At 33.7% G+C, this 16774-nt stretch carries 14 protein-coding genes; 3 read left to right on the plus strand and 11 right to left on the minus strand.

The window, feature by feature from the left end; all coding sequences use genetic code 11:
• Positions 1-8 precede the first annotated feature (8 nt).
• The 7 genes from LJE08_RS05625 to LJE08_RS05655 form a co-directional block, all read right to left on the minus strand.
• A complete protein-coding gene (locus LJE08_RS05625; RefSeq protein ID WP_227402663.1) occupies positions 9-941 on the minus strand; it encodes an ABC transporter transmembrane domain-containing protein in 933 nt (310 codons plus the stop codon).
• A 73-nt stretch (positions 942-1014) separates the two neighbouring features.
• Entirely contained in the window at positions 1015-1956 is a 942-nt protein-coding gene (locus LJE08_RS05630; RefSeq protein ID WP_227402664.1) for a carbohydrate kinase, read from the minus strand.
• On the minus strand, positions 1956-3263 hold the full coding sequence (locus LJE08_RS05635; RefSeq protein WP_227402665.1) for a glycoside hydrolase family 32 protein: 1308 nt from the start codon (positions 3261-3263) through the stop codon (positions 1956-1958). Before LJE08_RS05635 ends, LJE08_RS05630 begins: the two co-directional genes overlap by 1 nt.
• Positions 3260-3988 carry a ChbG/HpnK family deacetylase gene (locus LJE08_RS05640; protein ID WP_227402666.1) on the minus strand — a complete coding sequence of 243 codons (729 nt, stop codon included), beginning with the start codon at positions 3986-3988 and terminating at the stop codon, positions 3260-3262. Before LJE08_RS05640 ends, LJE08_RS05635 begins: the two co-directional genes overlap by 4 nt.
• A 2-nt stretch (positions 3989-3990) precedes the next feature.
• Positions 3991-4908, minus strand: coding sequence for an alpha/beta hydrolase (locus tag LJE08_RS05645; protein WP_227402667.1), 918 nt, complete (start codon positions 4906-4908; stop codon positions 3991-3993).
• Entirely contained in the window at positions 4895-6112 is a 1218-nt protein-coding gene (locus LJE08_RS05650) for a neutral/alkaline non-lysosomal ceramidase N-terminal domain-containing protein (protein WP_227402668.1), read from the minus strand. Before LJE08_RS05650 ends, LJE08_RS05645 begins: the two co-directional genes overlap by 14 nt.
• A gap of 60 nt (positions 6113-6172) precedes the next feature.
• A complete protein-coding gene (locus LJE08_RS05655; protein WP_227402669.1) occupies positions 6173-7996 on the minus strand; it encodes a PTS glucose transporter subunit IIABC in 1824 nt (607 codons plus the stop codon).
• A 210-nt stretch (positions 7997-8206) separates the two neighbouring features.
• On the opposite strand from LJE08_RS05655, the gene LJE08_RS05660 reads away from it, so the two are divergent.
• Positions 8207-9190: a LacI family DNA-binding transcriptional regulator gene (locus LJE08_RS05660; protein WP_227402670.1), complete on the plus strand. Its 984-nt coding sequence runs from the start codon at positions 8207-8209 to the stop codon at positions 9188-9190.
• Between the two features lie 93 nt (positions 9191-9283).
• Positions 9284-9532, plus strand: a complete 249-nt coding sequence (locus LJE08_RS05665) for a transposase zinc-binding domain-containing protein (RefSeq protein ID WP_227402671.1) — start codon at positions 9284-9286, stop codon at positions 9530-9532.
• Between the two features lie 145 nt (positions 9533-9677).
• On the opposite strand, the gene LJE08_RS05670 is transcribed toward LJE08_RS05665, so the two are convergent.
• The 3 genes from LJE08_RS05670 to LJE08_RS05680 all read right to left on the minus strand — a co-directional run bounded on the left by LJE08_RS05670 (position 9678) and on the right by LJE08_RS05680 (position 15036).
• On the minus strand, positions 9678-10253 hold the full coding sequence (locus LJE08_RS05670; RefSeq protein ID WP_227402672.1) for a peptidylprolyl isomerase: 576 nt from the start codon (positions 10251-10253) through the stop codon (positions 9678-9680).
• Positions 10254-10311: 58 nt separating this feature from the next.
• Complete coding sequence (malQ, locus tag LJE08_RS05675; protein WP_227402673.1) at positions 10312-11781, minus strand: 4-alpha-glucanotransferase; 1470 nt, start codon at positions 11779-11781, stop codon at positions 10312-10314.
• A 90-nt stretch (positions 11782-11871) separates the two neighbouring features.
• Positions 11872-15036, minus strand: a complete 3165-nt coding sequence (locus LJE08_RS05680; RefSeq protein WP_227402674.1) for a DEAD/DEAH box helicase — start codon at positions 15034-15036, stop codon at positions 11872-11874.
• A gap of 93 nt (positions 15037-15129) precedes the next feature.
• Here LJE08_RS05680 and LJE08_RS05685 point away from each other — a divergent pair, with 93 nt between their 5' ends.
• Positions 15130-15546 carry a GNAT family N-acetyltransferase gene (locus tag LJE08_RS05685; RefSeq protein ID WP_117925083.1) on the plus strand — a complete coding sequence of 139 codons (417 nt, stop codon included), beginning with the start codon at positions 15130-15132 and terminating at the stop codon, positions 15544-15546.
• On the opposite strand, the gene LJE08_RS05690 is transcribed toward LJE08_RS05685, so the two are convergent.
• Positions 15543-16772, minus strand: coding sequence for a pyridoxal phosphate-dependent aminotransferase (locus LJE08_RS05690; RefSeq protein ID WP_186998542.1), 1230 nt, complete (start codon positions 16770-16772; stop codon positions 15543-15545). The genes LJE08_RS05685 and LJE08_RS05690 overlap by 4 nt on opposite strands.
• Positions 16773-16774: the final 2 nt, after the last annotated feature.

Raw genomic sequence — 16774 nt, forward strand, 5'->3', positions numbered from 1 at the left:
ATTAGAATTTAAAATTTATCTATTTTATGAGTCCTTTTTCTTGACGTAGTACCAGCCATACCATTCATCGCAATATGAAAATAGGATCCTAATTGTCGCATGGGAATAAAGAATTCAGCTGAAATCAAAATGATAAATAAAGTCTGAAACATAGTTATTGCACCGCTATGATATCCATTTAACGCAAATACAATCCTCAATGCGCTTCCTCCATAGGCAACCAAATCCATAACTGTAATGGAATTTAACTGCATCGTTAATACACGCATTGTGATCTTACGAAAGTTTTCACTTTCTACATTCATCTTTTCATGATAATGGCCTTCTGCCTCATATATTTTTAACGTCGTTAACTCCTGAAGATTTTCTAGAAAATTATCCCCTAATTTTGTGTATTGTCCCCAATAACGATTCAATAGTCTTTTCGCAAACTTTTGTACAAACACAATCGACATTGGAATCAAAGGCACACAAATCAGTAAGACAAAAGCAGCCTTTATGTCCATAAACGAAATAATAATAAATAATGTGAATGGCGCAATTAAAGAATAAAAGAATTGCGGAATATAGCTCGCAAAATACGTTTCTAATTGTTCAATACCCTCGCTGGATAATTGTACAATTTCAGCCGTACTCCACTCATTTGTATACCCAATTCCAATTTTAGATAGCTTCTTATATAAACGAGAACGAAGTGTTTCCTTTACAATATGACTTGATTGATACGACATTTCAATGGCTTTTTGATTCACAACATACCGAATCATTAAACATACAAGAATGATTCCAATGAATGATAAACTTCTATTTTTTGTGACAATCAAACATAAACAAGCCGTAGAACATGCGTTACAAATTAATCCAATCCATTGATACAATACATTTTTTTTAATATAAGGAATACTTTCCTTCACTGAAAATAATAATTTTTTATTAATCATAATCCGCCTCAGTTAGTTGAAACAAATCGAGTTTACATCAGCTAACTTAAGATGTCAAACAAAAAAAGAGTGATTAACACTCTTCGAATGCAGGATATGAAGCAATAGCTCCTTCTTTTGTCACAGACAAACTACAAAATTTATTGGAGAAAGTCAAATACTCTTTTAATTGTTCTGTATTCAATGCACTTAAATCTTGAATCTCATCTTTGGCTAACTGATACAAGAAAGAACCAATAAATCCATCTCCAGCTCCAGTTGTATCTTTTGCCTTAACAACGATTCCATCTGTTTTAGCACTTTGATTTTTTGTGAATGCCATTGCGCCATCACTTCCAGCTGTATAAATAACCAATTGAATTCCTTTACTAAATAAATAATCCAATGCTTCTTCAATTGTTTTATAACCCGTAATAAATTCAACTTCTTCATCACTGATTTTTACAATATCTGCATACTCTAAATACTCATTAATGACATTCTTTAAATACGTATGATCTTCAAATAAAGGTAAACGAACATTTGGGTCAAAAGAAATCAACATATTATTCTCTTTCGCATACGAAATCGCTTTATCATGTGCCTTCTTCATTGGAAAATCTCCTAAAGAAACACTACAAAAATGAAGTGCGTACGCATTATGAAACCAGTCAGACTGAATATCCTTTTCATCCATCAACATGTCGGCTCCCATCTTACGATAAAAAGAAAATTCACGATTCGCCTTATCATCCAAGGCTACAAAAGCCAAAGATGTATTTGCCTTATTTGTTCTTAAAATATAATCTGTATGAATCTTGAAAGACTCTAATTCATCAACAATTTTATTTCCAAAAGGATCATTTCCAAGCATGGTGATAATATTTGATTCACCACCAAGTTTTGTATAAGCTCCACATACATTTAAAGGAGCTCCACCCACTTTAGGACTAAACGCATTCACATCCTTGATTTTTCCTGTATTACTAGGAATCATATCAATTAATGCTTCTCCGATTGCTAATAACTTTTTCATTACTCTATTTCAAATCCTTTCATCTCATACACTACTACTTCTTCAATTCCATGAAAAACAACACGCATATTTTCATACTCATCAAAATATCTAGAAGTTAGTGCATATTCACCATCATTAATAAATATTTCAATTGAAGAAACGTCGACAAAAACCGATACATGATGAATATCAATTCCTTCAATATGTCTTTGTGTACGCCTACTTATACATTTTGATTCATCCAAAGTGAACAATCCATTCTTATACGAAAGAACAATATCATTCAATCTCATTTCAAATTCACCATTTACATCAAATTCAATATTTGATGTTTTAGACATTGTAAAGAAATCCTTATACACCCTTTTATTTTGCCTTAAATCAAGAATTTCCTGAATTGGAAACTGTTTTAAACACCCATCAAAGCTAAGAACCCTTGGCAAAGTCAAGGCGTGCATCCAGTTTTCTGATTCTGTAGGCGTTTGATAATTGGCATCTGGCATTCCCATCCACGCAATCAATATATTTCTTTTCGTATGACTAAAAGTCTGGGCCGCATAAAAATCAAAACCATGATCTAAAGATTTATAATTTTCTAAAGAAGTTCCACGCAATTCATAAATCCCATTATCATATACATTCTCATACTTATAGCCATCTTGTTTCAATCCTTGAGGCGAAGCTAAAATAAATTCCTGGTTATCAAACACTAGACGATCAGGACACTCTAACATATATCCATTTGTATCCTTTGGTACATATCGCGTTTCATATTCCCAGTTCTCTAAATCATGCGATTTATACTTTAAGACACAACCCGTATCATCTTTCAATCGAGCGCCTAAAACAAGATAGTACATTCCATTTTCTTCATACACTTTTGGATCTCTTACATGACACGTACAATCACTAGGATAATCCTGATTCAGTAATAAACACTTCTTATTTGAAAAATGAATGCCATCACTCGATTCAACACGCAATACATTATGCTCTCTACCGGCATGAATATAATCATAATCACCCTTATGACGCACATTTCCCGTATAGAATAAATACAAAGTACCATCCTTTTCAATCGCACTTCCAGAATATGCTCCATCACAATCTCTAGAAGTATCTCCATAATTCGCATCTATTTGCTTGCCATACGATTTAAAATCCTTTGTTGTATAATGCCCCCAATGACGATGAATACGCCCATAAATATCTTTTTCATCCTGCTGATAAAAAATATGATACGTTCCCTTAAAATAAGATAATCCATTTGGATCATTCATCCATCCAACTTTTGGCATTAAATGATATTTCAATCGATAACTCATGAATCCTCCCTTTTTAATTGATCTATTCTAAATAAACAAATATTCTCTTTTGTTAAATAATCCTTTAAAATACAACTCGCAAGAAAAGAAACATCCTTTTCTCTTTTCGTAGTTAATGAAGAACTCTGTAATAAATCTTCATCTACAAATCCTGGATGATAAACAATCAATACATCATCCTTTTTATGATTCTTAATAAAAGAATCAAATTCTTTTAAACAACTTTCATCACTCTGTTCATCCGATACATATACATCAATACTCTTTTCACTCATACCCACAAAAAGAATATCATTTTGACGTGCAACAATTTCACACGCCTTAATAAAATTTGCACTAAATACCGCATGAAAATCCATATACATCGGTTTAAATCCCGCATATTGAATAAATGTATCCACTTGTGCCTGCACTTCCAAAATTGCTTGCTTTAAATCCACAAAATCTTGACTAGCACTACGATATATTTTTGAAGACTTAAAATGACAGCCATCCACAAGGCTATCTATTTGACTCACTTCACAAATTGGTGTTCCAACACTAATATTGACATGAAGCCCTAGACAAATATCTTTATCCTTCACAGATTCAAACGCTTCCTTGACATATGGCATGTTGACCATCATTCCAACATTATTTATAACTCCTTTTTCAATTGCCAATAAAATCCCACGATTCACTCCTTGACAATATCCAAAATCATCTGCACGTACCAATACTGCCATACTTAACCCTTTTGTATTTGTCTTTCCATCCAATCCTGACTCAGCTTAACCCACGATTGAATATTCTCATCAATTTCTTTTTCATTTTTGGCATATTCCTTGGTTGCCATACCCAAACCATGAGGACCATGCGAATACATATGCAATTCACAATCAATATCAAGTTCCATCAATCGATGAATATACTTCAATGCATTTTTCGGGTCCACGATTTGATCATTTCGGGTTGTCCAAATAAAGGTAGGCGATGTCTTTTCATGAATCGCCGATAAGTTATCTACTTTTGACAATTGCTCTTTTGTCGGCTGCTTTGTCTGCACTAAACAATCAAAAATAAACTCTGTCTGATGCTTGATCAATTCTGCATCCTCACATTGTTTCATCATATGCTCACACAAATCCGTACACAATAAAGGATAGCCAAGAACAACCCCTTTTGGTTTTAGTTCATTTTCAAACGGTTTAAAAGCCAATAAATTCGTATACGCCTTATCATTCCAATGATTCGATAAAAACGCCGCTAAATGACCTCCTGCAGAAAATCCAGAAACAAAAATATTTTCAGCATCAATATTCCACTCCTGTGCATTCTCATGAATCCAATGCATTGTTGTCATCAATTCCAACAATTGATTGGGAAAATACCCATTCGGATTTACTTCTGGAATATGATTTAAAGAAGTCATACGATTATTAAAATACGTTGAATACTTCAACACAAAACAATGATAGCCCTTTGATAAAAATTCCATCGCAATCGCTTCTTTTTCTTTGGTAGCCGTCATTAAATAACCACCACCTGGACAAATTATCAAAGCCGGTCTTTTTCGAGTCACCTGATATGAAATTTCTCCATCCAAAATATACGCATCTACATAAGCACTCTTATCGATATCAAATTCTTTTCTAATATATTTCATTTCCAGACACCTCTACAATTCTATCCACAAAACGATCCGCTTCCATAAAAGGATAATCACTCAAAAATGTCTCCGCATATTTTCCATAATTCAATTCATCAATCGCATATCCTTTAAAATCATTACAATACGCAAATATCATTGTCTTTTTTGAATCAATGCCATGCAAAAGAAGACCTAAATTAGAAACAATTTCTCCTGGAAAACAAACAAAACGCAAATCCTTTCCCTCAAGAACAAAAGCCGTACACTTTGTCTGAATAAAATCTTTGTCATATTTACTAGATACACTTCGATACATATCCAAATACGCTTCTTTTACATCTGGGTTACTTGATGAATCAATTAATTTTTGCAGTTTTTTTAAACTTTGCTGAATAAAGCTATCATCTTTTGGTTTATAATTAAATTCATAATCAATCCGGTTCAAACACAAATCACTCAATTCAACATCTTTAAAATCAACAATCCCCATTATGCAAGATACAAGTGCATTTCCCACTCTTTCAATTTCTGCAGGACCATGACCCTTTCTTGTATAACGCGTACTCACATCACCTGCTTCAGCCGTAAGAATAATCAATGGATACCCATTTCTTCTAAAAAATTCTTCACGCATATAGCCAAATAAATCTGCTGAAATCTCTGTAGAATCTGGAGACATCAAAGTAGGATGACAAGCAATCGTACAAAGAGAAAAACAAGGATTATCATGATCATCCAAAAAATTCAATACATCAATCCGTTTATTAAAATACGCATTTTTATCATTTCGATTCGAATAATACCCATCCTGAAATTCCATTCCAAATTGAATACGTCCATTCACTAAAGATTCCAGACACATTTTCGTATTCGACAAAGCCTTGTGTACTAACCCATTCAAATACTCTTCATCCGGTAAAATATCTGGAAATAACTTAGTAGATACTTTAGGTCCTGAATGCGTATGAATCGCACTCACAAATACACAATCTGGATTCATATTAAATTCTTTACTCGTTTCATCTTTAATTTGATTGGCAAATTCTTCTGTAATCATAATTAAATCATAAACATGAAATACAAAAGTCTGATGACTCTGTAAAACAAAAGTATTCAAATACAGATCATCATGGATATCCGTCGCTATGCGATCTGCATAACCTTCCATATGACATGGCAACACTGGATTTATTATTGTTTTATAAAATGAAAATCGCATCTTTTTATCCTCTTTCTAAAAATACGAAACACTCATCTTGAAGATGAGTGATTTCACAAACTATTTAGACTCTTCGCCAAGTCCAAAAATCATTATCAATACAACTGGCAAGAGAATCGCTACAGCTATGACAATTAAATAATTCACAACTGGAAGATATGTAAGAACTGTAAAGATTCCACCCGCAAGCTGTGTTGCAGCTACACCGATAAGTCCTCCTAATGCACCACAAACACCCATTGAAACAATCGCAATAATCAAAGCTCTTTTATATCTGAACATAATACCATACAAGATTGGTTCAGTAATTCCAGATAAGAATGCAGGAATAAATCCAGAAATCGCAACTTCTTTTAAACGACCATCTTTTGTCTTTAAGAAAGTACCAACCGCAATACCAACGGCAACCCAAGAAGCCCCTTGTAAAACACCCATTAATGGGTCTGAACCATTGATTGCGATGTTGTTGATCAAAATTGGAATGATAGCCCAATGTAATCCAAGCACAACAACGAAGATCCAAATTGCTGAAAGAACAGCACCTGCAAGAATTGCACTATTAGCCATCATAATATTAATGAATTCAGCCAATGCATTACCAACATAAATTCCAAATGGACCAAATGTTAATACTGTCAATGGTAGTACAACCAATAAAGTCAAGAATGGAACGAAAATCAAATGAACTTGATTTGGAAGAATTTTCTTCAAGAAATTTTCGACTACATATTGTAAAAGAACAGCACCAAAGATAGGCAATACACTTGATGCATAATCACTAACAAAAACAGGAATTCCTGCAAATGTTACAGTGCCTTCAGCTGCGGCTAAACCAGTAAAGTTTGGTTCCATTAATGCAGCTCCAATTGCCGCTGCAACATAAGGACTTACATTCAATTTCTTAGCAATCGAGAATCCAAGAATAACTGGTAAGAAATAGAAAACAGAGTTTCCTGTAGCCGATAAAATCAAATATGTACTATCGGTTGCCTGTAAAATATTCAACATTGTAAGTACAGCACAAACTGCCTTAACCAAACCAGCACCACAGAATACAGGAATCAATGGTGAAAAACTTCCAGAAATCGTATCAAACACTCTATTTAATACAGATACTTTTTCTGTTGTTTCATTACTAGAATCTTCACCTCCAGTAAATCCAATATACTTAAATACATCAGGCACTTCCGGTCCTACTACAACCTGGAACTGTCCGCCAGCTTTCATTACTTTCAAAATATTCAATTGTTTTAATTCATCCTCTTTTACAATTGATTCATCTTTTAAATTAAATCGCAAACGCGTAGCACAATGCGTTACTTTATTCACATTCTCCATGCCACCAACACATTCTAAAATATCATGTGCCAACTGTTCATTCTTTGTCATTTTTTTATCCTCTCTAACAACATTCTTCGCCATTTTTGTCACTTCAAACACTTTACTATTCAAACCAACAACATCCAAATTTTCATTCACTTTTACATCTTCAAATTCAGACGCATTTGAAACTATAACCATAACTGTAGAATCAATTCCTTTTGATTCAATAAATTCCTTATCAAACTTAGCCAATAAAGTATTCGCTTTTACTACATCCCCTTGTTTGACAAACGTTTCAAATCCATTCCCATTCAACTCAACTGTATTAATTCCAATATGGATAAACAACTCTACACCACTTTTCAGTTTCATTCCATACGCATGCGCTGTAGGAAATACCACTGTCATTTCTGCATCTTCTGGTGCATACAATTCACAAGTATCCGCATCGATTGCAATTGTTGGTCCCATTGCTGAACTCTTAAACAAATCATCCTTAACTTCACTTAAGGCAACTCTTTTTCCACTTAATGGTGCTCCAATATTTATTACATTTCCCATTTTTGTTTGTTCCTCCTAAACATTTTGAAAGCCTTTCCACCATCAAGTATATTCATTTTTTAAAATATGTCAAACGTTTGACATATTTTTTTCGATTTATTTTATCAAGCCATATTCCACTTCCTTATTATGCATTATATACATGTTATGCGTTTGACATGTAAACGCAAACAATGTATCATAAGATTATAAAAAAATCCGGAGGTTTGTATGGCAAATAAAAAATTAACAGACGTTGCAGCCTTAGCCGGTGTAAGTCCAACTACCGTTTCACGTGTTATAAACAATTACGGCTATATCAGTCAAAAAACAATCGATAAAGTACACAAAGCGATGAAAGAACTCAACTACCAGCCAAACAGTCTAGCACGTTCCCTGCAAGGAAAAAAATCACAATTTATCGGCATTATCTTTCCTTCTGTAAAAAATCCATTCTTTGCAGAACTTACAGAAAAAATCGAAAAAGAATTATTTAAAAGAAACTATAAAATAATTCTTTGTAACTGCGAAAAAATCCCTGAAAAAGAAATCGAATACATCAAGATGTTAAATGCGAATCAAGTCGATGGTATTATCACAAGTTCGCACAACCTAGAAATCGAAGAATACAAAAAAGTCATTGCACCTATCGTATCCTTTGACAGAGACTATGGTCCAAATATCCCCATTGTATCCAGTGATAACTATGCAGGTGGACAAATCGCCACTCGTGCTCTTGTCAAAGCCGGTGCTAAAAACATTGGTATCATCACAGGAAGCAACGATACCGATTCGCCAACAAAACTAAGATTAAACGGATATTTATCGATCATCAAAGAATTTGAAATGGAACCTCATGTTTTTGAATTCAAAAGCAATATGAATGAAATTCTTAAAGAGGTTGAAATCGAAAGAATTCTCAAATCAGAAAATTTAGACGCATTATTCTGTACAGATGACTTAGCCGCTATCAGAGTTATTAAAATCGCTAAAAAACTAAATATTCAAATTCCAAACGATTTAAAAATTATCGGCTATGACGGAACCGAATTAATCCAGCAATTATACCCGGAATTATCTACTATCATGCAGCCAATCGATGATATCGCAACTCTATTAGTCGAAATCTTATTAAAAGAAATCAATGATGAAAACGCAAATGAACAAAATCAATACACTCTAAATGTTAAATTATTACACTCAGATACCATTTAAAAAAAGCCCATCAAATCATTTAAAATGATTTGTATGGGCGCTTTACATTTGCCAAGACTTGTTTACATCTCTATTTAATCCTATATTTCAATTATGGACGATATCCCAATTGAAACTCTATCCCTATTCGATTGTGATGTTAGAAACTTTAATTTTATTCATCCCATCAATAATATCTTCTTCGATAATATGGACTACATTCAAAAACTAGATGCTTCCGGTAAAGCTCGTCCATGCATTTTAGACAATGTAGAACGTTCTCTACTTTGCCACACATATTATCTTGGCTTTGACCAGTTTGAATGTCCCGAATGTGATCATACAATGATTGTAAAAAAATAATTCAACAACTTCAGACAAATACAAAATGTTGGCTATTACGATAGTCCTTTTTGTCGTTGATGATAACCCACAAATTGTGACAATTTGATAGTTTTCCTGTTCCGAAACCAAAATCTTAATATACAAAAAAAACAACTAGATTACTCTAGTCGTTAATTTCTGATACTGTAATTGTTTTGATGACAGGCTGCTTACTTTGTGCAATTGTTCCATTATCATCCATTGGATCTGCATCTTCACAAATCTTGTCCACAACCTTCATTCCCTTTGTGACATGTCCAAAGGCAGCATATTGCCCATCTAATGAATCATTGTCTTCTTGCATAATAAAGAATTGTGAACTCGCCGAATCATAATCTGAGCTTCTTGCCATAGAAATAACACCACGCTTGTGTTTAATATTGTTCTTTACACCATTCTCTTTGAATTCGCCCTTGATTGTTTTGTCGGATCCTCCCGTACCATTTCCGTTTGGATCACCACCCTGAATCATGAATCCTTCAATAATTCGATGGAATGTCAATCCATCATAAAAGCCGGATTTGGCAAGATCTACAAAGTTTTGTACTGTAATAGGCGCTGTTTTTCCATCTAGCTTAACCGTAATTGTTCCATAATCCTTCACTTCAATCTTTGCGGTATAATCCTTTGTCTCTTTTTGACATCCAAACAAAGATATACATAGAACAAACGAACATAAAATCGTTATTAACTTTTTCATTGTTTCCACCTCCATCTTATTTTAACAATACACAAGAAAAGGAGCAAGTTCATGCCCCTTAGCGATTCGATTTTTCAATCCATTCTTTTGTCTTCATTACCTTATCTGGAAATGTCTTAAAATCTTTTAACTTCCAAGTCCAGTTTTTGTTTGATACTGTTCCTGGTGTATTGATTCGTGCCTCTTCTTTATATCCACAAACATCCCAAATAGGAAGAATTACTGTATCTGCATCTGTATCTAAAGCATATTGACAAAGCATCTCATTAAAAGAACGACTTGAATATCCCTGATTTTTAAAGAAACGACGCAAACTAATACGCTTATTTGAATCATACGTATAATAATCTTCATTACATGTCGCATTATCATGTGTTCCTGTATATAATACAGAGTTTTTCTTTGCCTTTTTCTTTAATTGTTTAGCTTCCATTCTAAACAATAAAACATCCATTCCTGGAATTCCATAATCTTCCTCAAGTTCAATAACCTCAGGACGAATCAAACCTAAATCTTCAGCCACTAAAACAATATCTGGACATGCCTTTAAAATCGCATCCATCAATTTATGAGCTGGACCTAAGATCCATTTTCCTTCAATAGCTGTTGGACAAGACGCTGGTATCTTCCAATATGTATCAAACGCTCTAAAATGATCGATTCTCACCATGTCATAACAACGATTCATCCAACTCATACGATTACACCAGAAAAGATATCCATTTTTTTCCTGCGCATCAAAATCATAAATTGGCATTCCCCAACGTTGTCCAGTTTCACTAAAATAATCTGGTGGACAACCCGCAATATATTCTGGTTTTCCTTCTTCATCCAATAAGAAAGCTTTACGGTTGCACCATACATCCGCACTATCTAAATCTACATAGAATGGCATATCTCCCATGATTTTAAGATTTCTTGCGTGCGCATACATTTGAATTTCATCCAATTGTTTATAAAAAACAAACTGTAAAAACTCAATATAAAAAATCTCATCTTTATAATCATCCAAATCAATATCACGATTTTCTGGCCAGTTCTTATATTCATCTTCCCACTCAAACCATGGAGCCCCATTATAAAAACTCTTAAATAAAGAGTAGGCAGACCAATCCTCTAGCCAAAATGCATCACGCTTAAATGCTTCAAAATCTTCTTTAAATGAATCAAATTCCTTTTTAAAAACTTTAAAGGCCTTTTGAAAATAAGATTCCTTGAATTCACGAATCTTGTCATATTCAACAAAGTCTTTAAACTTATTACAATTCACAATTGAGCTTTGCGTCAACAACCCCATTTCACACAAACGATCCAAGTTAATATAGATAGGATCTCCCGCAAAACTAGAATATGTCTGATATGGAGAATGAGTGGGGCCTGTCATCTGCAAAGGCAAGATTTGCCATATGGTATACCCTGCATCCGCAATAATATCTATCATTCGAATTGTTTTTTGCCCTAAATCACCAATCCCTTGATTTGCAGGGATAGAGAAAACAGGACATAAGATTCCTGCACTTCTATTCATTTTATCACCGTTTTGTAATCTCTTTCATTACTTCTATTTTAACACACTTTTATAAAAAAGAACTATATATTTCAAAAAATTATATAGTTCCTATTCCATAGAGAATAAATCTCTCAATTCTTCCTTGGATAAAGTCGAAATGCCACCATTTGAATTTTCGACAAATATATCACTCATCTCTTTTTTGCGCTTCTGCATCTCGTAGATTTTCGCTTCTATTGTGTTCTTCATCAACAACTGATACACTAACACATTTTTTGTCTGACCAATACGATACGCACGATCTGTTGCTTGATTTTGCGCACTCACATTCCACCAAGGATCATAATGAATCACAGCTTGTGCCTTAGTCAGATTTAGCCCAGTTCCACCGGCCTTTAATGAAATTAAGAATACATCCGAATCATCACTCTGAAAAGCATCTACTTCTTCTTTACGTTTCTTCTTATCAACTGCACCTGTAATCATATGGTATTTGATGCCTCGCTGCTTAAACTCTTCGATAAAGGAATCAAAAATACTTGTGAAACTTGAAAACAACAAGACTTTCTTACCATTCTCTTTTAATGTCTCAATCAATTCAAGACACATTGTAAACTTTGTACTTTCACCCTTATAGTTTTCATATAACATTCTTGGTTCGCAACAAATCTGACGAAGACGCGTCATCATCGCGATAATCAAAATCGAATCCACTTGTTCCAATTCTAATTGTTGCTGAAGCTGCTCATTGACTTGGGCAAGATTTGCAAGATACAACTGCTTTTCCTCCGGACTAAAGTTTAACCACATATCTTTCTCAACCTTATCCGGCAAATCCTTCAACACTTGTTTTTTCGTTCTACGCAAAATAAATGGCGACACCAACTTTTGAAGTTTGGACTGTCTGTCATCATCCCCCATCTGAATGGGTTTCTCAAAATTCTTTGTGAAATAATTCAAACTATATAGATAGCCTGGCAACAAGAAATCAAAGATACTCCACAATTCACTTAAACTATTCTCAATTGGCGTTCCTGTTAATGCCAAACGATGTTTACTTTTTAAAGCCTTTACACTTTGCGCATTCTTTGTCTTAGGATTCTTAATAAACTGTGCCTCATCTAGAACAATATATTCAAATTCCATAGGCATATACAATTCAACGTCCCTACGCAAATAATCATATGTCGTAATATAGAGTTCGTGATTTTCCTGAATAATCTCTTTACGAACTTCTTGCGTTCCCGTAACACAAACAGCGTCCACACCAATCTTAAACTTTTCAATTTCTGACATCCAGTTATACATTAGACTACTTGGACATACAATCAAACTCGGTTTATCCTTTGAAACAAACTGTTCATAAAATACCAATACTTGAATAGTTTTTCCAAGTCCCATATCATCGGCAAGAATTCCATTTAAATTCATGTTTTTCAAATCATACAACCATTGAATGCCCTGCTGCTGATACGTGCGCAATAAAGATTTATATTCATCCTTCAATTGAATCGTTTGTTCTTTCACTTTCATTAATCGATCTGTATATTCTGTAACTGAATCATCATTACGAACATCCAATTCTGAATCCACATCCATTAAATGGAAAGCCTGATATGCTGGTTTTTCAATTGTTTCTTTCTTGAAATCCTTAGTCGTTAAATTCATTGTAAAAGCCAATTCATTCAACTGTTCTAAACCTGTATCTTCCAAATCAATCATTTCGCCATTCTTTAACTGATAAAACTTTTTCTTCTTTCGATACGCATTTAAAATATGTGACAATTCATCTGCGTTCACATCACTATCTAGTTCCACCTTCAATAAATCATTTTGAACATAGACCTTAACACTTAAATTCATACTGTGACGATTCTTTAAACGTTTCAATTCCTCAGACACATACACATCCGCTTGTTTTTGAATCAAAGGAATTCCATGATCCAAAAAATTATATAACGCATCGCTTCGACCTTTAAATACAGCCTTATTATCTTCAATCTTTACCGCATAATGCGAAATAATTGCTTCTATACTGGCAATTTGGTTGGAATCTGTATTTGTGAAAAAACTCTTTTTTTGATTATTTTCTAGATAGTTTCCCCATACAATCATATTCGCATTTTCAAGATCTGAATACACACGAATATTCTCAATTACAGTCGCATATTTTTCTACATCTACATTCGTTTCTAATTGAATATAATCCATATATGGCTGCAAGCATTGTAAGTAAAAAGCTCTAAAATCACTTTTTTTAATCAACCAACCATCTTCTTGCGAAACATTATACGCAAGTGAAGCTAAAAAGCCATCCGCATCCAATGTGTATCGCGTAATATTTTTATAATCCACTACATACAAATGTTTATTACCAATTAGAAAATTATCATCCAAATCTACATTGAGTTCGAAACAATCATCATATTCAACCAATTTTATAACTAATTTTATATCTTTTTCATCCGTTTTAAATTCGGTATAGTCATTAGGCAAAGATACATTTAAATCAAAGAAATCATCCAGACATTCCGAATAGATTTCCCCGTCTTTTTGCCAATCTTTTGAAAAAGTATATTTCATCAAAAATGCATAAATCTTTTGACTTGGCTCATCCAAATCTTCTGGATTTAAATAAATCTGTGTGTTTTTCCCAAAAGATTCCAATTTCTTTTCAAAAAAGCCTAGCATTAAAGTTTGAATATTCTTTACTATATATGCACGATTCACTTGAATCTTTAATTTAAACGCTGCCTGATCATAATAATATGAATTTGTAGGATGCAACGTCAAACGAATTCGATTCTCGTTTTCCTTAAAGAAATCGTTAACTTTATCTTCTTGTTTTTCTTTTAGAAAATCAAATGCCGTCTGATTCAAGCTATGAATTCTTCGACGCTTTCTTTCCAATTCTTCCTGCCGATTTTTTTCTTCAATATATTGTTGATACTCCACACAAAACGGAAAAATCTGGGGATTGATCGCATTAATGGCACGCACTACACTTACTAAATGCACACACCCTTTATGTGTCTCTTGTGAGCATGTACAATTTGTAGTTAATATCGTACCATATTCATTCACTCTAAAATTAATAATTTCCTCATTCCAACGCGTTTGAATAATAGCCTTTACTTCATAATATAAAATCCGATCATGCACTCTTTCAATTGAGATACGCTCAATCTTACCTGCATAATAAGGATCATTTGCCTCATAATATATCCATGAATTTTTAATAAAACGATTTAAAGATTCTTCATAAATGCGCATATTTCTTCCCACCTAACTTACTCCTTATTATACCACAAATTTGACTTTCTATTTTTGAGTTGTTAATGTATGAGAAAAGAAAGAAGAATGATTATGAACACAAAAACGTATACAACCTTACCACAAGAAGCCAAAGACATTCGTATTGAAGTATTCGTGAAAGAACAAGGCTTTGAAAACGAATTTGATGAAATCGACACTATTAGTCATCATATTGTTGCCTTTGATGAAAGAAAACCCATCGGAACATGTCGTTTCTTCAAAGAAAACGATCACTATACCATTGGAAGGGTGGCTGTATTAAAGGAATATCGAAATCAACATATGGGTAATTTACTACTTGAAAGTGCCGAAAATGAAATCAAAAAATTAAACGGAGACTTAATTGTGGTACACGCACAAGTTCGTATCCACCCATTTTACGAAAAACAAGGCTATATTCAGTTTGGTCAAATTGACGATGATGAAGGAGTCCCACATATGTGGATGAAAAAAAAGATACAGTATTAAGCTACTGTATCCAAAATATCCTTCATCTTTTTTGCGAGTCCCTTTGTCTTTTCAACCGATAAAGAACAAATCGCAACACGAATACCCAAATTTACTTTGACGGTAAAAATGTTGTTTTCCATTAATGCCTCATGGAATTTGTCACGTGTTTCATTATCCATAGATAAAGTTACGAAGAATCCTTCTTTGTAAGGATAATGTTTTAATCCCACTTCCTTCGCTTCTTTGACAAAGATATCTCCACGTTCTTTTAATAAATTTACATAGTGCAATCTTTCTTTATCATACGCATCTTTATGATTGTCTAATACATCTACAAATGTAGCCATAGCCCCATTGTTGATATTTGACCAAGTCGCACGCGCATCCTTTTCAAATACGATCTTCACTTGTTGCACTGCTTCTTTTTCTTGTCCTAACACAATGGCAGCACCACAACGAAGTCCATAGCTCGTCATTGATTTTGATAAACTAAATGCGACAATTACGACGAAGTTTTTCTCAATTTGATCAAACTGTGCAAAATATTCTTTCGCCTTTTCTTGTCTAGAAGAAAAATCAATATACGCAATATCATTCAACAATACTACGGCATGTGTTTTTGAACATTCATTCAAGAAAGAAATGACTTCTTTCCATTCGTCTTCACTTAAAGAATAACCAGTTGGATTGTGACAAGGATCGTTGATCACAATGACTAAACGATTTTGTTTTTCCATCACATTTTTACATGCCGATTTAAAAGAGTTTAAATTAAAGTGATCTTCTTCAAATAAACTATATTTTTCCACATTCAAATTGTGCATCTGCGCCATTAGTGCATAAGATCCCCATGCGATTTCTGGCAAGACAACTGTTTGTCCCTCATCTAGACACTCTTGTAAAGTCATACCAACAGCACCGGTTCCTCCAGGTGTTGCGATAACTTCATGTTCTAAGTGTGAATTCCCATTTAATACCCAGTCATATACTTTTTGTCTAAAGTCTGGATTTCCTGTAAAACTAGCTGCATAGGCTGCCAATACTTTATTATCCAAGTTTTTTAATGAACTAAATACACTGTCTAAGGCAACCAAAGTTCCCTCTTCATCATATAAAGAACCAATTGTCGCATCTACAACATTTTCACTTCCCACTTTAGCCTTAGCCTCTTTTGCCTTGGCAACAATTGAGAATACAGTATCTACGATTGGTGTTTGATTGACACTTTCCTTCACAAAATTCATAC

This window comes from Holdemanella sp. DFI.5.55, from assembly GCF_020593575.1.
Classification (GTDB): domain Bacteria; phylum Bacillota_I; class Bacilli_A; order Erysipelotrichales; family Erysipelotrichaceae; genus Holdemanella; species Holdemanella hominis.